Consider the following 23,979-nt stretch of genomic DNA (forward strand, 5'->3'; position numbering starts at 1 on the left):
AAAAAGAGGGCTTACATGCCGAGGTAGGCCTGCTTGACGCGATCGTCGCCAAGCAGTTCTGCGCCTGTGCCCGAAACGACGATCTTGCCCAGCTCCATCACGTATCCGTGGTCGGCGATCGACAGCGCCGCGTGGGCGTTCTGCTCGACCAACAGGATCGGAATGCCGGAATCGCGCAGACGCACGATGACGTCGAACACCTCCTGCACCAGCTTCGGCGAGAGGCCCATCGACGGCTCGTCGAGCAGCATCAGGCGCGGGCGAGACATCAGACCTCGCCCGATGGCCAACATCTGCTGCTGCCCGCCGGACAGCGTGCCGGCGAGTTGTTGTCGTTTCTCGAAAAGCACCGGGAAGATGTCGTAGACACGCGCCATGCCCTCGGTACGTTGGGCGCCGGATACGGTGAAGCCGCCCAGTATCAGGTTCTCTTCTACCGTCAGGCCGGAGAAGACCTGGCGCCCCTCCGGTACGTGTGCCATGCCGCGCGCGACGCGCTTGTCGGCTCTCACGCGGGTGACGTCTTCGCCGTAAAGCTGGACGACACCGCTGGTTGCAGACACTACCCCGGATAGCGTGCGCAATAGCGTAGTTTTGCCGGCGCCATTCGCGCCGACCAGCGTAACCAGTTGACCGGCGCCCACGGAAAATTCGACGCCGAAGAGGGCCTGAATTCGACCATAACCCGCGGTCAAACCGGAGACTTGCAGTACTGCGCGTTCGCTCCCGCCGGATTGGCCGCCAGATCTGCCGGGCTTGGCCGCCTTGGCGTGCAACGCGGGCGATGCTTGATCGGTCGCTCGCGCGACCCCTTGAAGGTTGGTGTCCACGCGCGTCACACTCATGCCATGGCTCCCAGATAAGCCTCAACAACGGCAGGATTGCTTCGCACTTCCTGTGCGTTGCCCTCCGCCAGCACTTTGCCGAAATCCAGTACCAGGATTCGGTCGGCGATCGACATCACCATGTTCATGTCGTGCTCGACCAGCAGCACGGTGACGCCCTCCTGCGACACCCGTTGAATCAGCTCGCTGATCTGCGCGGTGTCGGTATGGTTCAGCCCTGCCGCCGGCTCGTCGAGCAACAGCAGGCGCGGCCGGGCAGCCAGCGCGCGTGCGATCTCCAGGCGCTTGAGCGCGCCGAACGGCATGCCTTGCGCCCGTGCGTCGGCGTACTGTCCGACGCCGGCAAAGGTCATGCATTCACGCGCGTGCTCACGCGCTTCGCGCTCGGCGCGGGCCAGTTTGGGGCCGTAGAGCATGCCGGCCAGCACGCCGTGATTCAGGCGCAGATGTGCGCCGAGCATCACGTTCTCCAATGCGCTCAGGTTCATGGCGACCTGCAGGTTCTGGAACGTGCGGCTCATGCCGAGCTTCGCCAACTGCTCCGGCGGTTTGCCACCGATGTCGTCGCCCTCCATCCGGACGTGGCCGGACGACGGGGCGTAGACGCCGGTGATGACATTGAACAAGGTGGTCTTACCGGCGCCGTTGGGACCGATGACGGCGTGAATGTCGCCGGCCTTGACGGAGAAACTGAGATCGTCGATGGCCTTGACGCCGCCGAAACTTCGGCTCAGATGTTCGACTTGCAGCATCAGGACCTCCGGTTCGCAAAGCGGCTGGCCAGCGTCGGAACAATGCCGCGCGGCAGGAAGATCATCGTCACCATCAGTACCAGACCGAACAGGATCAACTCGTACTCCTGGAGCCCGCCAAACAACTGCGGCAGCAGGACGATGAGCGCAGCACCGAACACGACGCCAAAGGTGGAGGCCATGCCGCCGACCACGACCATCGTGGCGAGTTGGACCGACGACATGAAGCTCGCCAGCTGCGGCGTAATGAAGCCCGTGTAGTGGGCTAACAGACCGCCGGCAACGCTCGCAATAACGGCCGACAGGACGAACACCTTGGCCTTGAACGCCGTGGCATCCACGCCCATGACCTTGGCGGCGACCTCCGTGCTGTGCAGCGCGCGCAGGGCACGCCCTGCCGGCGAGACGTAGAGGTTGAGCGACAGGATGACGACGACAACCAGCAGTGCCGCCGCAGCGACGTACCACGCCATCGGCGACTCGAGCATCAGGCTGCCGACACCAAACGGGCCGACGGCCATGCCATCGGGACCGCCGGTGAGCGTGCCTTCGTTGATCAGCACCAGATTGACGATGATGCCGAGACCGAGCGTCGCCATGGTCAGCGAGTGCCCGCGCAGGCGCAGCATTGGCCGGGCAATCGCCCAGGCCACGATGCCTGTCCCCGCAGCGCCGAGGAGCAACGCCGCGACCGGAGGCAGGTCGTAGGTGGCCGTGAGAATGCCACTTGCGTAGCCGCCCATCGCCACGAACGCGGCGTGGCCGATGCTGATCTGGCCTGCGAAGCCCATCAGCAGGTTGAGCCCGACAGCGATGATCGCGGCGAACAGGATGCGAATGGCCACGTCCAGCATGAAGGCGTTCGGCAGCGCCAACGGCAGCAGCGCCAGCACGATAACGCCAAGCCAGACGGACCGGGCAAGCAGATGGTTGTTCATACGCGCTCCGCGAGACGACCACCGAAGATGCCGCGAGGCATCAGGAGCAGCACGCCGATGATCATGATGAAAGGCACGGCATCCTTATAGGCCGACGATACGTATCCTGCGACCAATGCTTCGAGCAAGCCGACGACCAGCCCGCCGACTACCGCGCCGGCGCCACTGCCAAGCCCGCCGAGCGACGCCGCCACGAACCCTTTCATGCCCAACATCAAGCCGAGGTCGTACACGGTCGTGGTTATCGGTGCTGCGGTAATGCCGGCGACGGCGCCGAGCAATCCCGCCAACCCGAAGGACAGCAGCGTCACCACATGCGCCGGGATGCCGACCAACTGCGCGGCAGCCCGGTTCATCGCGACGGCGCGAATGGCACGCCCGATCAGCGTTTTCTTGAAGAAGACGGCGACCAGTACCATCAGCACTGCCGCAACGCCGATGATCCACAGGCTCTGAGGTAGCAGACGGGCACCGGCCAGGTCGATCGGCGTATCGCCGGAGAACGACGCCAGCGTGTGCTGGTTTTTGCCGAGAAATAGCTGGGTGCCGCCCTGAATGAAGAGCGATGCGCCGATCGTGATGATGATCAGCGTCAGCGGGTCCGCCCGCCCTGCCGGCGCGATGCCGAAGCGTTCGAGCAGGCCTGCGATACATGTGGTTACTACGATAGCAATGCCGGCGGCGATCAGTGGATGGACGTGGAGCTGAATCAGCGCCACTGTCACCATGCCCCCCAGCATGACAAAGTCACCCTGCGCGAAGTTGATGACGCCGCTGGCGTTATAGACGATGGTGAAGCCAAGGGCCACGAGCGCGTAGATGGCGCCCACGGTCACCCCTGCAATGATGAACTGCAGCAGGTCGTGCATATTGAACTCCTCACGACTGACGCGAGGCGTGGCGCCGTGACGGCGGCGCCTCGCGCAGGAACAGGCGGGTCGTTACTTGGCTGCGACGAAGCGGCCGTCGCGGATCTCGACCATGCGGAAGGCGCTGCTGTTCAGGCCCATGTGATCGGTCGGCGACATCGTGTACACGCCGCTCACGCCGACGAAATTCTTCGTCTGCTCGATCGCGTCGCGTACCTTGGCCTTGTCGGTCGTGCCGGCGCGCTTGATTGCGTCGACGGCCATCATCAAGCCGTCGTAGGCGTAGCCACCGAACGTGGAAACATCCTGCTTGTATTTGGCTTCGTAGGATTGTTTGTAGTTCAGGCTCACCGGACGCTGGGGATCGTTCGGTGCCAGCTGCTCGGCAATCAGCAGCGCTGGCGAGGGCATGCGTACGCCCTCGGCGGCCGGGCCCGCAATGCGAATGAACTCCGCCGACGCCTGGCCGTGCGACATGTACAGCGGCACGTTCAGACCCAGTTGCTTGAAGTTGCGGGCGACGATCGCCGGCGCTTGCCCCGTGCCGAACACGAAGACGGCTTGTGGATTGGCCCCGCGAGCTTTCGTGAGCTGCGGCGTCATGTCGGCGTCGCGCTCGCCGTAGCTTTGATCTTCGACGACCGTCATGCCTAGGCGCTTGGCCGCCTTGATGGTTTCGTTGCGACCGGATTTGCCGAAACCGCCGGTATCCGAGAGCAGCGCAAACCGCGTAATGCCATGCTGCTTCATGTCCTCGAGCACCTTCTCGGCGGCCATCGTGTCGGAGTGCGGCACCTTGAAGACGAACGGCTTGACCGGGTCGACGATGACCGTCGCGGCTGCCAGCGAAATCGTCGGCACCTTGTTGCCCGTGGCCAGCGGCGCCATCGCCATCGTGGAGCCGGTTGTCGACGCGCCGAGAATCAGGTCCACATTGTCCTGGAGCATCAGGCGCTTGGCCATGGCATTCGCCGTGTTGGCGTCGCTGCCGTCGTCGTACACCACGAGCACGATCTGGCGTCCGAGCACGCCGCCCGATGCGTTCACCTTTTCCACGTACTGATTGAGCGTCTTCTGCTCGGGATCGCCAAGGAATGATGCTGCGCCGGTGGCTGACACCACGGCGCCGATACGAATCGGCTCGGCCGCGTGACTTGAAACGGCGAAGGTAAATGCAAGTGCGGGAACCACGGTCGCAGCAAGGCGCGACGTAAGCGTCGTCAAGCGGGGCATGTTGTCTCCAGGTTGTGTAGTTTTGTGAGCCGAGTATAGAAATCGCTCGACCCACAAATCAAATCGATAATATGATTCACCGAAATCGATAAGATCTATAAGCCCAACATGACGCACTCTCCGACGGGTCCAGCGAGGCTAGACCTGAATTTGATTAGGGTATTCGTTAGTATTTATGAGACCGGTAGCGTCACCGCTGCAGCGTCTCGAATGTTCGTGACTCAGCCCACGATCAGCTACGGTCTGGCGAAGTTGCGCGAAGCACTTCACGATCCGTTGTTCGTGCGCACAGCGGACAGAATGATCCCGACTGCGATCGGCGAAGCCGCCTACCGGAAATTTTCCGTGGCGATGGCGACGATTGCGAGCGCTATCGAGTCCCCGCAAGAATTTGTGCCGGCATCGTCGAATCGACGTTTCAGGCTCGCCATGAGTGACATCGGCGAGCTGATCTTTCTGCCGCCTATTTACGCGCGTGTTGCCGCTTCTGCGCCGCAGGTGGAGATCGAGATCGTGCAGGCGACGATCGACGACGCGGCCAAGTGGCTCGCCTCGGGCAAGGTCGATCTGGTCATTGGCAACATGCAGCTCATCGGGCAGAACATTCGCCGAAAGGGGCTGTTCCGAGAGCATTACGAATGCGTGCTTCGTCAGGGGCACCCGTCAGCCGATCCGCAACTTACGCTTGCGAGATTCATCGAGGCGCGTCACGTCATGGTGACCTCGCCGTTCTCCGGCCATGCGCTGGTCGAAAATGCACTGCGCCAGCACAGCGTCAGCCGTCAAATTGTGATGCAGATCTTGCACTTCACGATTCTTCCGCAGCTGTTGGCCTCGAGCGACCTGATGGCAACGGTGCCGTCACGAGTCGGCAAGCAGTTCGCACAGGTGGCGCCACTACAGACCGTGCCGCTGCCGATCGATATCGAGCCGTTCGAGGTTGGCATGTATTGGCACGAGTTCCAGGACGACAACCCGGCCCACATGTGGATGCGGGGCTTGGTGGATGACGCTTTATCCCCCTTGTAATCGCGGCGACGGCTTCAGACGCCGTTGACGCCAACTGTCGTGATTTATCCACGGCGCCAATTGCAGGCGTTACACGCTGTACTTTTCGACGGCATCTTGCTTCCACGCGATACCTGCGCCTGGAGCATCACCGATGATGGCTTTTCCGTCCTTGAACGTGAGTGCTGAATCGACCACCGGCCCAGCGAGATCCATCTGTTCAAGCCAATGGCACGTCGGGCTGACAGCGAGAAGATGTGCACTGAACTCCTGGAAGATATGGCTGGACATGGGCAGGCTATGACGCTCAGCCAGCGCACGTGCCCGCAACCAGCCGCTGACGCCACCAATCTTCATTAGATCGGGCATGCACAAGTCACAAGCTTGGGCCGACAAGGCCAGTGCCATTTCTTCGGCGCCGAACCAGTTCTCGCCCATCTGTACCGGCACCGAAAGTGCTTGTCGGATCTGACTGTGGCCTTCGTAGTCGTGCTGCAGGGTCGGCTCTTCGATCCAGCTGACGCCTTCTGCCGCGACGGCTCGGCCGCGGCGGATTGCCTCGGGAACGTTCAATCCCTGGTTGTAGTCGACCATGATTTCCATGCTGTCGCCCACTGCTTTGCGGATGGCACGAATGACATTGATGTCCTCGTCCAGCGTTGCATAGCCAATCTTGGTCTTGATCGCTTTGTACCCGGCCTCAGCGGCGTTCACTGCTCGGCGGACGGCAAGTTCCTCGCCATCCATTGAGTGGCTGTCGTAGGCGGCCAGTGGTCGTGCCCTCCCCCCCAGAACTTCGACCAGAGGCGCACCGAGCACCTTGGCGTACGCATCCCAAGCCGCCATATCCAGTCCCGAGGACGCCATACGAATCAACCCCGTATTGCCGACAAGGCGGAAGCGGGCCTGCAGCATCTGCTCGAGAGCGTACGGCGCCAGCGGCTGACCGCATACAACCGATGCCAACTCGTCGACCATGCATTGGACGGGCTTGAGCGCCAAAGGCGTATACGTGAACACGTAGGCGTGACCAACGACCCCGTTATTCGTCTCCAGGTCGATGAGGACCAACGGAGATGTGGCAACGATACCTACGGAGGTTTTCACCGGATATTGCAGGGGCACATTCACTGCGCGAGTGCGAAGGCCGGTGATCAAGATGTCGGTTTGCATTGAACGCTCTTGGGCTATACAGACGGGATTTCATACTAAGAGCCGTCAGGAGTCGACGCAAATCAACAGTTTTTTACTTCGCTCATAGATGCGATCTATAAGTGCCAAGCGCGAAAAGCTAAACTTGCTTTCCACGTAGCTGGCAGCAGGCCAACCCAACATGGACTGAGGAGGTTGTATGGAAATCCTATCGAAATCACCGGATGGCAAGTACGACGTTCGCTCGGCCCTATGGGAAGCATCTGCTTCGCAGTGGGTCTACACGCCGTCGATCGTCAACGCGGTGACGGGCGAGGTCCTTTATCAGCCGAGCGATGAGCGTTGGTCTGCAGAAGAGGCGATATGGGACTCGGCTAACGTGGTCACTTTGATGATGCGCCGATTTCCAGGAAATCACGTGCCAGCGCAGATTTCTCTGCGTATCGATGTCTGCAATAAGATCGCAAGCGTAAACGACTCACCCGGGATCACGTTGGATCAGGTAGATGACGCGATCGCGACGACGATTCAGTTGTTGCCGTAATCTCCTGGGAGCGGGTGGTGCCTGTCCCACGGACGTGGCTCAAGGATCGATAATTTGAGTAGATCTGACCTCATGACTGAGGTACCTCGACACGTACCAGACATTTGAGAAAAGAATATGGACGGCAGCAAACCTCAGGAGACCAAGTACCATGAGCAGAAAACATCAACGGTCCTGGACATCTCTGTCAAGCTAAGTAGCTTGACAGTCCTTGGAGCGGCGTTGTTCTCAATCCTGGGATACGTTTACGCGAAGATCTATCTTCAGGAGATCGGCGCGTCGTGGGCGGCCAACCTCCTGAATCCGACCGCGTTGATCTATTTATCCGCTCCATTCGGCGCAATGCTCACAATAGCGATTCTGTGTGGAATTGGTGTCCAATCGACCACATCGAACGACAAGGTTTGGCTGCTCGGAGGCCTGGGTGCCGGTCTCGTTTGTTATTGTCTATTTCTGGCCAGCGAAGTATTGAAGGGGCCCATCGCGTCGATCCTCTTGCTCGTCGGGTTCTTCATCGCCGACGGAATTGTCATTGGCGCCGTAGCTGGTTTTGCCAGATCCCGACGGCTTGCAAACAAACCCATGTTCTCTCAGCCGCTGCAAGGTGCTGCAGGCATGATTGCATTGGTCCTGGTATGCTCACTTCCGGTATTCGGCGGAAAGTCGATGGCCCGACTCCATGCCACCCCATCCCACTCGACACTCGCTAGAGCCCATCTCCTGAATCAAACAGAACCGGAGTGGCGGCTAGTGTTTGTCACCGCCGACAAAGCGCTCATCATGAAATTAACGGACCAATGGGCTGATCGGGAATTTCGCGTCGTATCGATCGATCAGATCAGGGTGGACGCTGTGCAACCATCGTGACAGCAGCCCCGCACACGCTCTCGACATTTGCGCCGTCCCTCAATCACGAGCCGCCACGACAGCGGCTTGTGAAAAGCAAACGCCTCATAAGCGTGAAGTGGGGCGCGATGTTCATTGAGAAGCCTGCCAGGCGTTGATCGCGGCGTCCAATTCGGCCGCCAGCTCAGCGGCTACGCGACGGCCAGCGTAAAGCGAACTACTACCAATCACGCCAGGCGCCGAGTAGTGGATTTCTTCAGCAAGTGCGTTCAGATATGCATGCCCTCGCCGACCGTACTCCGCCAACTCCTCTGCAGATAGCTTGATCGCGATGCCGTAACTCACTGCGCCGTGTGAGCAATGCACGTCGAAATACATGCCTTCCGGAGCTTCCGCCAAGAACCAGGTGTGCGGCTCATGATCGATGATTATCATCTCTCCCCTCGCTAGTTGGATCACTTGGCCACTGAGACCGCTGTCATGTCCACCAAAGGCTACCCACAGAAGTTCTGAGTAAGCCTGAACGCTCACAGGGCCATTGCGGAAATGGTTAAAGCCGGATCCCTTGGTCCGCGCTATTCCCAGGAGATGTTGTTCGCGGGAATGGTGCGGACCTTACCGTCAACCACCGCCTCAATCGAATCTGCCGACATCGTCGAAAGCCTGATATCCGCGAAGCCCACATTGCCGAGACAGTATCGGATCGCCCCATCGGACATACGCACGAGGCCGATTCGAAATCCCATTCCCTCTGTCCCCTTTCGGTTAGGAACGTCATCAACCTTGAGGCTTACGAACGCCATAAACGATTCATCGGCTGCCCACACAACTTCGGGCGATCCGGCGCTTTGCTCTGCACCGCCGTTGATCGATATCCATCCCCATTCAGGGCCGCCCATCCAAAGCTCGCCGGCCCAACGCCATGTGACGTGATGACGCGTGGATTCAATCTGCACGTGCGCTGAACGATTCACTTTCTTCTCCTAGGGTGCCTTCTGCTGGCATCGATGGCGCTTCTGCCAAGCATTCTCATCTCCGGACACCAGGAGGCGCAAGTGAAGCACTTCGTCGTGACGGTCTATACGACCGGTGGCCGCTATCGCGAAAAAGGAATCGCGCGATCTGTAGTGGTCTAATCCGTCCGGACACTCATTTAGGCGAGAATGCTCGCCATGAAAAGGTGTTTGATGACCAACCAGTTACCGTCACCTGACCCAGGAGGCAGATGATTCCTGCGACGGGGCTACCGATGGTGAAGTGAGACGCAGCAGGCCAACCCCGCGATTGAATCTCAACTTTCCGTTATCGCCGACAACGCCGCCCCCAACCCACTCGAGTTAGTCCCGATTGCATACAAATCGGCGCTCCGCATTACCTCCCCCGCAAACTGTACCACCGCAAGGCCGGCCCCAGCTTTCTCCAATATGCCGCTGATGTGCTCTTCAGCGAATCGCTATTTCATTGCCGCTCCGCTCTGGAACGCCCCCGCCATTTCGGCACCGCGCTAAACGCGAAGAGCAGGTCAATTCCCCCACAGATAGAAGCGGAAAGGGTATGCGCCAAACAACGCCCCCCCCCCCCTAGCAACATCATACAAAAAAATGTAGCATACAAAATATTGCACGATACAACACTTTTTCCATGGAATCTCCCTTTGAACGAACTGACGCGCTGAGATTGCTCCTCCTGTGGGAGGGGGAGCTTAGTCGCTCCAGATTGATAGATCTGTTTCGACTAGGAGAGACCCGCGCAAGCCAATGGATTCGCGAGTTTAGAGATGCAAATCCGGATTGGTTGACCTGGGATACCCGCGCTCGGCGTTACTACGCAACGTACACCGCCTATAAGGAATCGGAGACGGAAATGGCTCAAAACGAGCGCCGTGCAGCATCCCTTGCTCGGTATCTCGCGCTGAGCGGGCTCTTCCTGGACGCACCGAATGCGCGAACGGACGGTATTTCTTGGGCGGCGTATCCCGAACTTTCAGCTCCTTCACCCAAGACGTTCGCTGTAATCCGCCAAGGTATCCAGTCAAGCAAAGTGCTCGAAATTGCATATTCCTCCATGAGCAACCCCGCACAACACCGGAGACTCATCTCGCCTCACGGACTAATACGTGCAGGCCGACGCTGGCACGTTCGCGCATGGTGCGAACATGCGAATGCCTACCGCGACTTTGCGCTTGGTCGAATTTGGCAAGCGAGCTTGTTAGAACGAGACGCCACACAAGGTGCGAAGAACGATATTGGTTGGAATGCGACTATTCGAGTGTCTCTGATCGCCCATCCTGGACTATCGGAATCTAAAGCACTCGTCATTCGGAATGAGTACTTTGGTGGAGCCTCGAGTCGCACAGATCAATGTAAGGGCTGCCTCATCCCCTATTTTCTGCAAGATCTGCGGGTCGCAGTAGATCTCGATAAGGAACTGGCACCGGAATTTCAACTGGCACTGGGAAATCCGGATGAGGTTCGCCCTTGGCTTATATCTTGATGGATATTGAAAAACTTGAAAGCCTCGGTGGTTCAGCCGTCTCACTGCTTTTCCAACGGCTTCCGGATCGTCTGTTTGCCCCGCTTGCTGCGACTAATCGACAGCTCTACTGGGCGCTCCTTTGCATGCTTTACAGAAAGCGCTTCGGCCCGGACGCGCCACTGCCACCCATGGATGGTTTTCCCGCCCGAGACATTACGCTCGATATTGAGGGGGCTTTGACCGATGTCGACGACCTGCGTGATGACACCGATGGCCCAGCACCTGTCACTGACATCAACGTTCGAGCCCACAACCACCTGACAACGCTTATTGAGGCGGGATGGTTGAAGACAAGCAGGCGTCTGTTTGAAAAGCGACTCCAAATGGCGCCGGCGGTCAGTCAATTCCTTTCGAAACTTGTCGGTTTCGCCGAAACTGGCCCGGTCTTCGTCGCAGGAAAGATCCGCTCGGTGGAGACAAATCTCAAGGAGGCCATTCAGCTCGGCGCTGGCGACTCCCTAATGGAAGCGGCTGAAACGGCACGGAACCTGCTCGAACACATTCGTAATACAGGCATGAGCATTCGTGACCTTATGGACCAACTCGGGGGAGAAATACCGACACGAGAGTACGTTCGATTATTTTTCAATGACTACGTTGAAACTGTCTTCATTGGAGACTATAAGCGCTTACGCACGCAAGACCACCCACTGACGCGTCGTGCTCAAATCCTCGCACAAGTGGATGAGCTTTACGGCGACGACGAGAGGCGGACTACGCTTATCAACTGGTACCAAGCAAATCGAGCGCCGGGAAACACTCAACGAGCAACACGCATGTTTGAGCGAGACATTGAGCGACTACTTGAGCTATCGCGCATCGATGAGTATCTAGATCGTCTGGACGACGAGATCCGTCGTGCGAACAAACGAGCTCTGGTCTACTTGGACTACCGCATCCGTGCCTTGCGTCCCCTTGACGAGGTCATACAGACCACGATTCAACAGATATCTGCTAGTCCGACGCAGCGCCACCGAACGGCGCTGGCACCAGGATATCTAATCTCGCCGACCACATTGACGCAACCAAGACGCCCAGTAGTACGTGCTCCTGCGGATGCTCTACGCAACCGCATTCCGAGCGCAACAGACATTGCCCGCGCACGCCTAATCTTCAGAGCCAGGGATGCACGAACGATGACCGCCCCAAAACTTGCAACCTATGTCGCCGAATGGCTTGGTGATGAGGACAACGTAACAAGCCGGAACATTAACGTGGAAAGTGTCGAGGCGCTGCGCGCCTATCAAACGTTGTTTGGCATTGCACTGCCAATGTCCTCCTCATCTCGGGACCTGGTTATCACAGCGACCACCATGGCAAAGGGATTTAGGGTGCGTTTCACCGGCGACGAAGAGGTTACGCACAAATACATCAGTGGACGCACGTTTCAGGTAACTCCCCTCAAGAGGAAAAGTTGATGCCAAACTGGGATGACATCGCCTCGGATTCAGGCGGCTTATACGAACCAGCCAACTTCGAAAGTGCGGCGTATCGACTTGTAGCAGAGCAAGTCCTGTATCACTCAGATCGACTGAGTCGGACAGATTACGGCATCGTTGAGCGCTATGAGCGAGATTTCAGACAGGCACTGGCACCGCTGGGTATCGATCTCGAAATCAATCGAGAGTTGCGCTATGCGTGCGCAATCCCCAAACACGCTCGCAGTACCCCAGCAACAACGACGCAGACTCTGCTCGCACTGGTTTTGCGAGCGCTATTCGATGACGCTGCACGGCGAGGCGACCTTTCTGATGATGGCGAAGTCTTTTGCGAAACCGTTGAACTTGCTCAACGATATGCCCTCATGACGCACAGAGAACTGCCCCCCAAGACCGAATTCGATAATGCGATGAAGATGCTCCAACGTTGGGGCATCGCACGAACCGTCGGCGAGGCCGAAATGGAATACACCGGGGGCATTAGTGCTACGTCTGGCACTGTTTTTGCCATTCGACCGGCGATCGTTCAATTGCTTGGGGAATCTGCGCTTGCTCGACTAGCCGCGTGGGCTAAGCCAGACGCCTCCGCCCCCTCTTCCGCCTCGGATACCGATCATGACGATGACGGAGAGAACTCAACGGACCAGGACATCCAAGAATGACACTTTCTCTTCACGCTGTGCACGTCGTCCAATTCTTCATGTTTGACGCCGAAACGATGACGCTGGGCGAAATTTCCGGCATCTTCGGCCCAAACGGCAGTGGAAAAAGCTCATTCATTGACGCGGTACAGATTGCCATGCTGGGGGGCAATCAACGTGTCTCCGCACTCAATGCACAGGCAGACGAGAGCAGCAAGACCACGCGAACAATTCGGGGCTATTGCCTCGGCCAATACGGCGAGACCTCAGAGCAGCGTGTTAGAGACAACGCGACAACGTACATCACTCTCATCTGGCGAGATGGCGAGGCAAAGACATCTGTTTCAATGGGAGTGTGCATCTCCGCATCCGGTGACAGCGAGGAGCACGAAGTGCGTGGGCTCTATGTAGTTCCCGACATCGAACTAAGCCTGGGGGATCACCTGACTGTGGAGGCTGGAAAACGACAACCTAGAGACTGGAAATCGTTCAGAGCCGACCTTACCCGTCGGGCTCAGGTAACAACAGATGACGAAATCATCTACACAAACTCGAAACACTATCTCCGAGCCGCACTGACACGGCTTCGAGGAGATGGCGGTTTGCCGGACCATGAGGCATTTCAACGTGCGTTTCGCTTTGCACTCCGTATGCGTTTTGACAAATCTGTCGACCATATCGTACGAAACGAAGTGTTGGAGCCTCGCCCGACGAACGTCAAACGCTTTCGCGAGATTACCGACACATTCCGCTCATTAAAGGCTCTTGTCACGCGAGTCGCCAAACAGTTGGAAGCCAGTCAGTCTATCCTCGACCTGTTTGACAAAGCCGTTGAACAAGAACTTCAGGCAAATGCGTGGCAGGTCTTACACCATGACGTCGAGGGTGAGCAAGCGGACGACGAGGCCAACCAGGCTCGCGCTCTGGCAGGGGTCGCCGTGGAGGCATTGCAGGATCTACAGGACAAGCTTGCGGAGCACAAACGCCACCTTACGCAGAGGTATCAGGAGCGACTTGCCGCAGAGGGACTGCGCAATTCGCACGCTGCTCACGAACATCACGCAGTGATTCAGGACGGGATACGCGACAGTCAGGCCATTGTCCACGAGCGATTGAAAGACATTGAGTCGATGTTGCAACAAATCGCCAAACTGCTCAACAATGCTTCCCGCCGGCGTCATCTCGAAACTCACGCCGCAGCCCTCAGATTCGAGCATGACGCGCTCATTAACTTGAGTGCCACTCTTTCTCTGGATACCGACATCGAAGCTATCGCCACTAAGGTGCAGGTCGCACTTTCCGTTGCGAATAATGCTTGGGAAACGCTCATACAATCCGGACGTAGCGTTGCATCGGAACTTTCCGACCTACGGGAGCGAAAGGTTTCACTGGAAGGCGACCTGTCTCGTGCTAAGGGTGGCTATGCAAAGCTTTCCGAAAAAACAGGTAAGTTGCGTGCTGAATTGTCCGAACACGGAATCCCCTCCACGCCAGTCTGCGACGTCATTCGGGTGACGGACCAGGCCTGGCTGCCCGTGGTGGAAAGTTTTATGGGGTTATCAAATCTCGAAGCCTTGATAGTCGAAGAACGACACGAGCATCTCGCGTTTGATATATACCGAAATCTTTCGGGCCGTGGCGCCATCTACGGCGCAAAACTTGTCATGTCGAGCCGCTTCACGTCTCCTCAAACCGCCATTTCTGGGACCGTTGCCGAACTCATTGATGGCACACACCCGGTAGCGATTGCGTTCGCTCGAAACCTCGTCAAGGACATCTACCGCGCCACAACTAGCATCGAAGCCTTGCGTGGTACACGGACATTGACAGTAGATGGCATGCTGACTGGACGAGGGACTATTGAACGCCTATCCCCCGCAAAGGAGCGACGATTGGGCGTCATCGGACATGACCAAAAATCCGCCATCGAATCCGAGTTGCTTCAGTGCAGCGCAACGACCGCTGAAAAACAACGAGAACACGACGAGATCAATATCGTCGACAAGCTCCTGCGCACGTTGCCATCTGACGAGATGGCGATTAACAGTATCCGCACTCGCGCTATGGAGGCAAACACCGCTCAGAAAAAAGCGGATGGTTACGCCTCAAGGCTGCGCCAACTCTCAGACGACGAGTACCTCGAACTGTGCGAAAGAGTTCGGCACCTTGAAACCCAAGAGCAGCAATTGCGCGGTCAGGAAACGGAAATAGCCACATCGGTCGGCCAGGCAATACAACACGCCGACCATCTGAACCGAAGCGCCTCGGCTGCCGAGACTCACGCGGATGCCACTCGACTCCGATTGCGGGAAGTCAGGGCCAATACGGCGTTTGACAGCGATTACGCCGACAAACAATGGGATCAACTGCTTCCTCGCTTCGCACCAAATGACTACCTAGGCATGCTCAAATATTGCGAGAGCCGACGCAAGGATCTCGATAACAAGCATCGACAGTCAGCAGGCCGAGGCACGTCGCAGCTCGGCACTTTTCTCGCCGACTTTACCGAACATCTTGACATCGGCATTGCCGAGAACTGGCGACTAGCGAGAGACTGGGTTACGGCACGCGTGCACCGCCTTAAGGACACCGAGTTGGTGAATCACCAGGCAAGAATGGATGAAGCATATCGCGCATCCCAAGAAACATTTCGTACAGACGTTGCGGTCGCACTTTCAAATAATTTGTCTTGGCTGGACGACACCGTAAACCGTCTAAACAGCGTGCTTGGCACGAGCCCTGTATTTTCCAACGGTGAGCGTTATCAATTCGTTCGACATGTACGCCCCGAAAATTCAGCATTGCTCAAATTTGTTAAGGATATCGCCGCATATGGATCGGAAGAAGCGACACTTTTGGGAAGTGCAGGTGAAATTCCGGAGCAATTCAAAACGTTGCTCGAAGAAAAATCGAATCCTGGAACAGCAGGTTTGCGTACCGCACTCGACGATTATCGCGAGTTCTTCTCGTTCGATATCGAAATCGTCCGAGAAGATCAGGTGACCGGCCAGAGAAGAAAGATTGGGAACCTAAGCAAACGTCTTGGTCCAGGCTCTGGCGGCGAGCATCGAGCACCACTCTACGTCATCGCAGGCGCGGCGTTGGCTTCAGCCTATCGACTCAGCCCGGCACACCGAAACGGCATACGTTTGATCCTGCTCGATGAGGCGTTCCATCGGATGGACCAAACCAATATCACTGCGACAATGCGCTATTTCGACGATTTAGGTCTGCAGGTCTTCCTCGCAAGCCCCGGGGAGAATCTGGGCATCCTGACAGCATTCCTCCACCGGTACTACGACATTGTCCGAGATCCGGTCAACAATTTCGTCCATGTCACCGGACACGATGTGGACGAAGATTCGCGACGACTGATGCGCTCCGATTTACTTGAGTTCCACCCAGAACTATTGGAAGCTGAGCTCCAAATCGTCGAGAGTGAGTCTTTGGCCGAACCCACACCTGCCCTCGATTAATAGCTATGGATACGCTAGCCACGACGTTGCTGACCAAGCTTCTCGCCATAAGTGAGCGGCATACTGTTGGGAGACGCGCCCGGAGCGCTGCGCTGACCGCACGCGACCTAAACGCCTATTCATCGAGTCGGAGCCTTCAGGAACGCGAGTCCTTCGAGGCCAATATGAAGGCCGCCGTCAATGCTGGCGCTATTGAACTTCATTGGGATAACGAGCGGAGTGAGAGTCGCTCGATCACGCGTGTTTCCCCAAAAGACGTCGATGTATTGGCTCTGTTTCTTGGTCGGCCGACACAGTTATCTGTTGTCGAACGCGCTCGCGTCGCACTTGATCCGTGGCGTCCCGCATACCCCGTACTAGACGCCGTTCTAGCCCGCTGGGAGAAGCTTTTTAAGGTGCGAGGGATCGGCCCTGAGCGAGCGAATGATTGGACTGACGCGCTGGCGGTCATTGAGTCTATGAGGCGAGATACTCGCATCGGAGCAGAATCTCTCCCTGTCCGAGAAGTTAGCGCAACATTGTTGCACCACAGTAAGCGGATCGAACAAATCTTGACCTCGCTGGATGTGCTGCTTTCTGGTGATATTGACTCCGCCCCTAGGCAAGCCAACGACGTATTGGCGGAAATTGGCTTGTGCCGAGAAGACCAACCCGTTCGCCTAGCGGGAGCCGTTACGATTATCCGCGAGCGTGTAACCGCTTTGCTTGACATGCCTTATGGAGCGTTTCCTGCTAGCACACTGCTGGGAACTACGAGCTCACCAAAATTCCTTCTCACCATCGAGAATCAAACCACATTCCACAGTGAAGCAAGACGGCGCTGCAACGACAACGCACTCTTGATGTACACCGCAGGGATGCCTTCGCCAGCATGGCGAGCAGCATACCAACGATTGATAGAAAGCGTTCCACTCACGTGCCGCCTCATGCATTGGGGGGATGTGGATGAAGGCGGATTCCGCATTGCTTCCAACATTGCGGAAGTGGCGCGACAAAACGGGCGGGAATTGCTTCCGTATAAAATGTCACCATCGGACGTCCCTGAAAATCACCGGCGCCCTGCAACTGAGGGCCAAACGCAGCGCATGCGTAAATACGCTGAGCGAGCAGGTTGGCTCGAGCTCGCGAATGCCGTTACCGCCTCAGGTTTCATTTCAGAACAAGAAGCCCTCGCTTCCTAAATAATCACGACTAGGACAGCGAGGTCAGCACTTGTAGTAGTCAACCCACCTGTAGTGGTCTAATCCCTCCGAACACCCGTTTAGCCAAGAATGCTCTTTATGAAGCGGTGTCTGATGACCAAACAACGTCGTTCGTTTTCCACTGAGTTCAGACGCAATGCTGCCGCACTGGTTCTTGATCAGAGCTATAGCCACATGGACGCATGCCTGTCCGTCGGCGTTGCCGATGAGTGAGGACCGAAGGCCTGGCTGAGCGTGTTGTGCGTCGATGGGTTGAATAGCTCCAGGTTGAGCGCCGGGGTGTTACCCCTAAAGCAAAGCCCTCACGCCAGCGCAGCAGCGTATTCAGGAGATTGAGGCGCGCATCGATTGCCTTGAGCGCGAGAAGACCATTTTAGAAAAAACCACCGCGCTTAATGTCGGAAGGGATCGAACGTACGCGCTGATTGAGCAACCCGCCAAGTGTGCCCCCATAGCCTTACTCTGCGCGCTGTTTGAGCTTCCCCGCTCGATATTTGCCTGCACCCCAAGCCCACCGAGACATCAGCCATTACCTGATGCAACGATACAACTGGCTACGTCCGCATCAATTTGCCGACGGGTAGCTCCTGCGGTAGCAGAAGAAAAACTATGTGCAGCGTCTGCGATGGGTTGACCACTACAACGACCCACGCCATCGAAGCGCGCTGTGAAGACGTAAGCGTCTGGACGGTCAAGTCGGCTCCGAGCGCATTGAACCTCTTTCGGACACGTCGTCACTCGCCTGAAATCTGCAATCGAGCCACCTCAAAGGAGCTCTAGCTGGCTTGAGAGGGCCCGATTGCAGATTCCTCCGAAAATCGGCTATACTAAAAGTGCAGTGCGGGGTCGGAGGCCGCCAGTTGTTGCGTGACCCGACTCTTCAGGAAGAAAATAGCACTGGATGGCCATCGGACTTTCTGCTGACTTGGTATCGCGGTATAGACTGGACTCCTATACTGGCAATTTGTCCACAAAAGCAGTATCGCCGCAAGTGCTTTATGCAAAGCACTGGGGAATTCTAGATGTACTAAAAGGCTCATCACAAGATGGGCCTTTTTCATTTTGGGAGACATATGACGTTACCTGCCCGCGACCTAGAGCTCATCAAACTTGGCCTTAAAGAATGGGGGCATCCGACAATCACTGGTGCGAATTTGGGGGACCTAATAAGGGAAAATGCCCCAGATGTCGACGTTCGTGAAGTCGTAGGTATGCCGAGCGGAACAGGCGCACTCCGTCGCTTCGTGACCGAACATTTGGACGAGGTGCTACATTACAGCGGAAACAAACAAGGTTCCGACCCGATCTACACCATCAACCTGGGCGAGTCCGAGCAGCCGAAGTCAACGTCAGTCGACGATGATGATGCCGCTAAGTTGTGGACGACATTTGCCCGCACGTACGCTCCGAAAGTCATTCTTCTGACAAACTCCGGCGCAATAAAAGTGGTGGATGCTCCCGCCTCCCAAAACGACGGCGAGCAACAGATCAAAAGCGCTACGCGCGACGAGCTGGACGCAATCCGAGCTCAATTCACCGAGACACTTACTCAAAAACTGGCGGACTCGGACGTAGTCATTCCGGATGCTCACGCACCGTTTGATCTATGGTCTCTGGCCGTTAAGAAACTTGGCCTCGGTCATTACCGAGACTGGGCGATATATCGTGTCGACAAGATTGTTGGGCTATTTGAGTCACGTCTTCGTGCCTTCAACGTTGATGAAGCGCGCGTTATTGTACTGGCGAGACACCTGCGCAGCGCCCAGATGGCCGCCCGAACAAAGGCAAAGACCCGCGTAAAGGCCAAAACAATGGACGAAGCCACGTCAAGCGAAGCGGCGTCCGGCTCGAGCCTGCCGACGAACTCGCCGCCAGATTCCGATGGAGCTTTTCGTACTGCTGTTGCACACGCAATTGCGGCGCTGCCGATATCCGATCTGCGCGAATTACGACTGCCGGCGGGCGTCTTGTGGGACATCATCAATCAACAGCCTCGTAACATCTAAATCGCCGTGGCCGATCACTCTGTGTATGTCGAGCGCGAAAAAACGCTTGTCCTCGTCAGCCAAAAATACGAAAAAGAAGTTACCGATGCGCTAATACAGTACGGAAGTACAAGCTGGAGGACAGCCTTCGAAATACGCGTACTTTCCGAGCGTAATGACGCTTCTGCGGACATAACACAGACTATCCAAGACAACACTTCCAAGATCATCCGAGAGTACGCAGACGGCCGTCTAAATAATATCGTGACGCTACAGCACGTCACGGTGGATATGAACCGCCTCAGAGAAGAGGAAATCCCACTGCGCGAAACGAACACTGTCACCACAATGTGCAAGGTACTTGGCAAGGAGTTACGAGCCAAGCGCCTACATTGGATGGAGTTCGCCCGTGACGAGTGGCAGAAATCAACCCTCGCAACTGGGACGCCGGAGCACTGGGTTCAGCAATTCGCTGACCTGGGGATCAATACTGATATTGGTCGGCAACTTTTGAAGAGCCTGCGCGTTGTCACAGAGAAAGATCTCAGGGAAGCCTTTTCCGTCTCGCACCATCAGACGGTCGGCTTGCGTGTCGCCTATGCCTACATTCGGGATGACGAACCGGGCAGCAGTTCATTGTCTATCAAGAACATCCTTGAGCATTGTTATCCCTCTGAGGACATCATAGCAATCAACCTCGAAGCGATTGATGAGCTTGCAGAGATGGACAAGGACGTCATCTACGTATTCGAGGACGGTCTATGGAGTGGCGTCGAGCTCGTTAAGCGACTGAAGAAAATTCACTTGTCGACTCCTTTTCGCGGCAGCGCCGTGCAGTTGCACTTTAAATATGGTGTAACCAGCGACGCCGGTCTGACCGCCGCCAGGCTTTTCGCCAGGCGAGAGCGATCGAGCCGCGTTCAGTTTGATGCAGCTGCCGTACGCAACCATTTTCGATTCCTCAAACCAGGCATCGAAAGTGCTGTCGCCAAAGTCCAGAGCGAGACGGACGATGCCATCCGGCAGCTACTTGATGAGGCAGTGGAGCCTTATGCATTCCGTAGCGACGCTGGTTGGGGGCAAAGTCGGGATGATGCCGTATACATCTGCTCGGAAATTGGACGCCAACTTGTGGTGCCGTATTTACGCCGAAAGAAGGCTGGCGCGAATGGGACGGAACAGAGTAATGCGGAGCCCATCGATATCCCGGAAGCTGATATCGAGATGTGGAAGCTGGGCGCGAGCCAATTTGCGTCGACGGTGGTGTTCGCCACGAGCATCCCGAAACCTGTTCTGCCCCTGCTGTGGATGCATGGAAAAGTCACGATGGGTGATCGGACCGTTAACTGGAAGCCGCTCTTCTGGGACGTAAGGCGAACAGGTGTCATCACCGAGTAGCCCCCCCGGTCTTGGCAGGCGAAATGAGGGGCACCACGACGCGTCGCAGCGGGTTCAGACTCCCGCTGGGTACGTCCACCACGTAGCCGGCACATGAATGCCGGGATGGTGAACACCGAGACAGCCGGTGTCGACCACCATGTGCCATTCGGCGGTCAAAAGGGTTCAAGCTTAGCCCCCCCGAGAACAAGGCGCATACATCTGGAACGCTTACGGATGGAGCCTGAGTTTCGCGGCAGCAATCTGAGCCGGCTTGAGTTCAAACCTCCCCAACAGCCAATTGTCGTGACCTGCCCACCGGGCTTTTTGTAGTGGTCAACCCATCCCGGACACTGCGTTAAGTTTTTCTTCTGCTACGGCAGGGGCCAGCCCGTCATTGAACTGATGCGGACGTATCCAGTTGTACCGCTGCATCAGGTAATGACTGATGTCCCGGTGAGCTTGCGGTGCCGTCATATATCCCGCGTTCGGCACCCATTCTGTTTTCAAACTCCGGAACAAGCGCTCCATTGGTGAGTTGACGCTCCTATGTCAAGAAGTGCGCGCTGAATCGGCCAAGTCGGCAAGAATGAGCGGGTACAACTCCCTGACGATATAGCGCTTCAGGCAGCGATGTATTTCTTTGTTCGACATCCCTTCCTTCGTTCGGCGCTCGACGTATGCCCGAGTTCTCGGATCACTGCGCATGCGCACCATAGCGATGGTCCACAAGGCGTTGTTTGCAGCACGATCACCACCTCGGTTCAGGCGATGTCGGACCGTTTTGCCAGAAGACGCTTGCAGTGGGCTCGTGCCACAAAGTGCGGCGAGCGCGGCATCGCTTTTCAACCGTTCCGGATTATCGCCTGCAACGGCAACAAGCACTGCCGCCGTTTGAGGCCCAACACCAAATCGTTCTCGAAGCCGTCGTGCATGCTTGAGGGTTAGTTGTTCGAGCAGCGCATCGAGCGTCGAAAGTTCTTCCGTGAGAGAGAGGTAGCGCTTTGCCAGTAAGCGCAGCGTGGTTGTCAAAGCCTGCAACATCGGTGAGTCGCCTAACGAGCGCAGCCGTGCGCAGTTGGCGATGCATTCGGCGGTCTTTGTCTTCAGCAGGCGCTCCCGGATGTCCTGCGGGGCGCTCACCAGCAAGGCCCGCAACTGATTGATCGCCTGCGTCTTCGCTTTGACGGCGCTGCGGCGAGCAACGGAAACAGCCCGCATCGCTTCGGCCGCCCCAGATTGGTCTTTGGGGATCGCAGTTGCCTTTCCGGCGAGAACCGCGCGCGCGGCGTTTTCCGCATCGGTCGGATCGGATTTTCCGCGTGATCGACGTGCAGCCCGATCAGGGCGATTGACCTCCAGCACTTCGATCTCATGATCGCGCAACACTCGGGCAAGACCTGCGCCATAGGTGCCGGTCCCTTCAACGCCAGCTCGGCGCAACTGACCGAGAGAATTCGCCCAGGTCGGCAGCTTGAGATATCCCGCCGTCTCGGCCGTCACCGAGAGAGTTCCGAGGAGCTTTCCTGTTTCGCTGATTACTGCCCCGACATGCGTATCGAGGTGCGTATCGACGCCAAGAATGACTTCGTGTTGTTCCATGCGAGTCTCCGTCGTGATGGGCGCATCGCCAACCCCACTCGCTGGACAGGACACTCACGGTGCAGGACAAAGCTCCTATCAGGTCACAAACGCTGGGCCCGGCAACGCTCGGGGAACGCCGGAGCCCGATCGACAAGTCAACGCCAAGGCAGCTCGGCCAATCCCAGCACGGGTCAGATCGATCCGACGTTCGAAGCGTATTTTGGACTGAGTGTCCCAGCAATTGCCGCGCCGACTCATGCTCTGCTCGATCCGGTACCGCCATAGTCGCTGGCGGAACTTGCGACTACCGTACTGACCACCCTGATCCGAGTGAAATTGCAGCCCTTGTGGACGACCGCGCTGCTCATAGGCCATATCGAGTGCCTGCACCACCAGGTCGGCGTCAGGACGCGTCGAGAACGCCCAACCGACGACACGGCGCGTGAACAGGTCCAGGACTGCGGCCAAGTAATGCCAACGGCCTTGCGCCCAAACGTACGTGATGTCGCCGCACCAGACTCGATTCGGCGCCTCCACCACAATCTGCCGATTCAGGCGATTCGGAATGTCCACGCGCTCGATGGTGGCTCGCTTGTAGGCGTGGCTGCCCGGTTGTTTGCAGATCAGTCCAAGCTCCGCCATCAATCGACTGACCTTGAAACGTCCGATGGCAATGCCTTGCTCACGCATCATTCCCACGATGCTGCGGCTGCCCGCTGAGCTACGGCTTTCGACGAACAATTCATGCACACGACTGCGTTGGGACATACGTATCGGGTCGACACGCTGGCGCCGCTGACGATAAGCGTACAAGCAAGATCGTGGAAGCTCGAACAGCGCGCAGAGTAAGGCTATGGGCTCACCTTTGGCGAGTTGCTCAATCAGCGCGTACGTTCGATCCCTTCCGACATTAAGAGCGCGGTGGCTTTTTTTAAAATGGCCTTCTCGCGCTCAAGGCGGTCGATACGCGCCTCAAGCTCCTGGATACGCTGCTGCTCTGGCGTGAGGGCCTTGCTCTGAGGGGCAACACCCCGGCGCTCAAGCTGGAGCTGATCAACCCATCGGCGCAAAACGGACTCGGCAACGCCGACAGAACGGCATGCATCCACGTGGCTGTAGCTCTGATCAAGGACCAGTGCCGCAGCGTTGCGCTTGAACTCAGGGGAAAACGATCGACGTTGTTTGGTCATCAGACACCTCTTCATGGCGAGCATTCTCGCCTAAATGCGTGTCCGGAGGGATTAGACCACTACACAATGCCACGAAGAATACAATGTTAAGTTTAGCCGACCGAAAATGGCTTGTTCTGCCGGTGCATGCGCTCCTGGTCGGCGATCTCGCTCGGCTGCAACACTAGCTCGGCATCGCTCATACGCTCCAGCACACCACACAGACGCACCGTGCAGGCGATGGGCGGGGGCTCGAACTCGTAGCCGCTGGCGATCATTTCAGCCGCGACCTCCTCGGTGATGAAAAGCGGCTCGCTTATGTTGTTCCGCTTCATGAGCTGTGGATCCGATAGTCGCTGATCTGATCCGTGACTGCGCTCGCAC

The 23,979-nt window shown here is 57.2% G+C and carries 20 protein-coding genes and 4 pseudogenes; 12 read left to right on the plus strand and 12 right to left on the minus strand.

Annotation, left to right across the window (positions count from 1 at the left end):
- Positions 1-11 precede the first annotated feature (11 nt).
- From ABWO90_RS01560 to ABWO90_RS01580, 5 genes are all read right to left on the minus strand, one after another.
- Positions 12-845 (minus strand): ABC transporter ATP-binding protein, encoded by an 834-nt coding sequence (locus ABWO90_RS01560; protein ID WP_353189432.1) that lies wholly within the window; start codon positions 843-845, stop codon positions 12-14.
- Positions 842-1,597 (minus strand): ABC transporter ATP-binding protein, encoded by a 756-nt coding sequence (locus ABWO90_RS01565; RefSeq protein ID WP_353189433.1) that lies wholly within the window; start codon positions 1,595-1,597, stop codon positions 842-844. Before ABWO90_RS01565 ends, ABWO90_RS01560 begins: the two co-directional genes overlap by 4 nt.
- Positions 1,597-2,535, minus strand: coding sequence for a branched-chain amino acid ABC transporter permease (locus tag ABWO90_RS01570; RefSeq protein WP_353189434.1), 939 nt, complete (start codon positions 2,533-2,535; stop codon positions 1,597-1,599). The genes ABWO90_RS01565 and ABWO90_RS01570 overlap by 1 nt, the downstream gene beginning before the upstream one ends.
- Positions 2,532-3,404 carry a branched-chain amino acid ABC transporter permease gene (locus ABWO90_RS01575; RefSeq protein ID WP_353189435.1) on the minus strand — a complete coding sequence of 291 codons (873 nt, stop codon included), beginning with the start codon at positions 3,402-3,404 and terminating at the stop codon, positions 2,532-2,534. The genes ABWO90_RS01570 and ABWO90_RS01575 overlap by 4 nt, the downstream gene beginning before the upstream one ends.
- Before the next feature lie 72 nt (positions 3,405-3,476).
- The gene (locus tag ABWO90_RS01580) at positions 3,477-4,637 is read right to left on the minus strand and encodes an ABC transporter substrate-binding protein (RefSeq protein WP_353189436.1); all 1,161 of its coding nucleotides are present in this window, start codon (positions 4,635-4,637) and stop codon (positions 3,477-3,479) included.
- A gap of 108 nt (positions 4,638-4,745) precedes the next feature.
- Between ABWO90_RS01580 and ABWO90_RS01585 the strand changes: the two genes are divergently transcribed.
- Positions 4,746-5,666: a LysR family transcriptional regulator gene (locus ABWO90_RS01585; RefSeq protein WP_353189437.1), complete on the plus strand. Its 921-nt coding sequence runs from the start codon at positions 4,746-4,748 to the stop codon at positions 5,664-5,666.
- 69 nt (positions 5,667-5,735) lie between these two features.
- Here the strand turns inward: ABWO90_RS01585 and ABWO90_RS01590 are convergent, their stop codons facing one another.
- Complete coding sequence (locus ABWO90_RS01590) at positions 5,736-6,818, minus strand: enolase C-terminal domain-like protein (protein ID WP_353189438.1); 1,083 nt, start codon at positions 6,816-6,818, stop codon at positions 5,736-5,738.
- 178 nt (positions 6,819-6,996) lie between these two features.
- Here ABWO90_RS01590 and ABWO90_RS01595 point away from each other — a divergent pair, with 178 nt between their 5' ends.
- Positions 6,997-7,341 carry a hypothetical protein gene (locus ABWO90_RS01595; RefSeq protein ID WP_353189439.1) on the plus strand — a complete coding sequence of 115 codons (345 nt, stop codon included), beginning with the start codon at positions 6,997-6,999 and terminating at the stop codon, positions 7,339-7,341.
- Positions 7,342-7,458: 117 nt separating this feature from the next.
- Positions 7,459-8,208 carry a hypothetical protein gene (locus tag ABWO90_RS01600; protein WP_353189440.1) on the plus strand — a complete coding sequence of 250 codons (750 nt, stop codon included), beginning with the start codon at positions 7,459-7,461 and terminating at the stop codon, positions 8,206-8,208.
- Positions 8,209-8,319: 111 nt separating this feature from the next.
- Here ABWO90_RS01600 and ABWO90_RS01605 read toward each other — a convergent pair whose 3' ends face one another.
- On the minus strand, positions 8,320-8,622 hold the full coding sequence (locus tag ABWO90_RS01605; RefSeq protein WP_353189441.1) for a hypothetical protein: 303 nt from the start codon (positions 8,620-8,622) through the stop codon (positions 8,320-8,322).
- A 140-nt stretch (positions 8,623-8,762) separates the two neighbouring features.
- Entirely contained in the window at positions 8,763-9,161 is a 399-nt protein-coding gene (locus tag ABWO90_RS01610; RefSeq protein WP_353189442.1) for a hypothetical protein, read from the minus strand.
- Between the two features lie 667 nt (positions 9,162-9,828).
- On the opposite strand from ABWO90_RS01610, the pseudogene ABWO90_RS25020 reads away from it, so the two are divergent.
- The 9 genes and pseudogenes from ABWO90_RS25020 to ABWO90_RS01650 all read left to right on the plus strand — a co-directional run.
- Positions 9,829-10,008 (plus strand): annotated as a pseudogene (locus ABWO90_RS25020) (BrxR family helix-turn-helix transcriptional regulator); the annotation flags it as partial.
- Between the two features lie 42 nt (positions 10,009-10,050).
- Complete coding sequence (locus ABWO90_RS01615; protein ID WP_353189443.1) at positions 10,051-10,680, plus strand: helix-turn-helix transcriptional regulator; 630 nt, start codon at positions 10,051-10,053, stop codon at positions 10,678-10,680.
- Positions 10,665-12,140 (plus strand): Wadjet anti-phage system protein JetA family protein, encoded by a 1,476-nt coding sequence (locus tag ABWO90_RS01620; protein WP_353189444.1) that lies wholly within the window; start codon positions 10,665-10,667, stop codon positions 12,138-12,140. Before ABWO90_RS01615 ends, ABWO90_RS01620 begins: the two co-directional genes overlap by 16 nt.
- Positions 12,140-12,823, plus strand: a complete 684-nt coding sequence (locus ABWO90_RS01625; RefSeq protein ID WP_353189445.1) for a DUF4194 domain-containing protein — start codon at positions 12,140-12,142, stop codon at positions 12,821-12,823. The genes ABWO90_RS01620 and ABWO90_RS01625 overlap by 1 nt, the downstream gene beginning before the upstream one ends.
- A complete protein-coding gene (locus ABWO90_RS01630) occupies positions 12,820-16,278 on the plus strand; it encodes an SbcC/MukB-like Walker B domain-containing protein (RefSeq protein WP_353189446.1) in 3,459 nt (1,152 codons plus the stop codon). Before ABWO90_RS01625 ends, ABWO90_RS01630 begins: the two co-directional genes overlap by 4 nt.
- Before the next feature lie 164 nt (positions 16,279-16,442).
- The gene (locus tag ABWO90_RS01635; protein ID WP_353189447.1) at positions 16,443-17,459 is read left to right on the plus strand and encodes a Wadjet anti-phage system protein JetD domain-containing protein; all 1,017 of its coding nucleotides are present in this window, start codon (positions 16,443-16,445) and stop codon (positions 17,457-17,459) included.
- A gap of 114 nt (positions 17,460-17,573) precedes the next feature.
- Positions 17,574-17,976: pseudogene (locus ABWO90_RS01640) on the plus strand (transposase); the annotation flags it as partial.
- 577 nt (positions 17,977-18,553) lie between these two features.
- Positions 18,554-19,486 carry a hypothetical protein gene (locus ABWO90_RS01645; protein ID WP_353189448.1) on the plus strand — a complete coding sequence of 311 codons (933 nt, stop codon included), beginning with the start codon at positions 18,554-18,556 and terminating at the stop codon, positions 19,484-19,486.
- A 6-nt stretch (positions 19,487-19,492) separates the two neighbouring features.
- Positions 19,493-20,863: a phosphoribosyltransferase-like protein gene (locus ABWO90_RS01650; RefSeq protein ID WP_353189449.1), complete on the plus strand. Its 1,371-nt coding sequence runs from the start codon at positions 19,493-19,495 to the stop codon at positions 20,861-20,863.
- 315 nt (positions 20,864-21,178) lie between these two features.
- Here the strand turns inward: ABWO90_RS01650 and ABWO90_RS01655 are convergent.
- The 4 genes and pseudogenes from ABWO90_RS01655 to ABWO90_RS01670 form a co-directional block, all read right to left on the minus strand.
- Positions 21,179-21,382, minus strand: a pseudogene (locus ABWO90_RS01655) (IS3 family transposase); the annotation flags it as partial.
- Between the two features lie 12 nt (positions 21,383-21,394).
- Positions 21,395-22,444 (minus strand): IS110 family RNA-guided transposase, encoded by a 1,050-nt coding sequence (locus ABWO90_RS01660; RefSeq protein ID WP_353189450.1) that lies wholly within the window; start codon positions 22,442-22,444, stop codon positions 21,395-21,397.
- Positions 22,445-22,624: 180 nt separating this feature from the next.
- Positions 22,625-23,616, minus strand: a pseudogene (locus ABWO90_RS01665) (IS3 family transposase); the annotation flags it as partial.
- A gap of 92 nt (positions 23,617-23,708) precedes the next feature.
- Complete coding sequence (locus tag ABWO90_RS01670) at positions 23,709-23,930, minus strand: hypothetical protein (RefSeq protein ID WP_353189451.1); 222 nt, start codon at positions 23,928-23,930, stop codon at positions 23,709-23,711.
- Between the last annotated feature and the right edge of the window lie 49 nt (positions 23,931-23,979).

This window comes from Pandoraea pnomenusa, from assembly GCF_040391475.1.
GTDB classification, from domain to species: Bacteria; Pseudomonadota; Gammaproteobacteria; order Burkholderiales; family Burkholderiaceae; genus Pandoraea; species Pandoraea pnomenusa_C.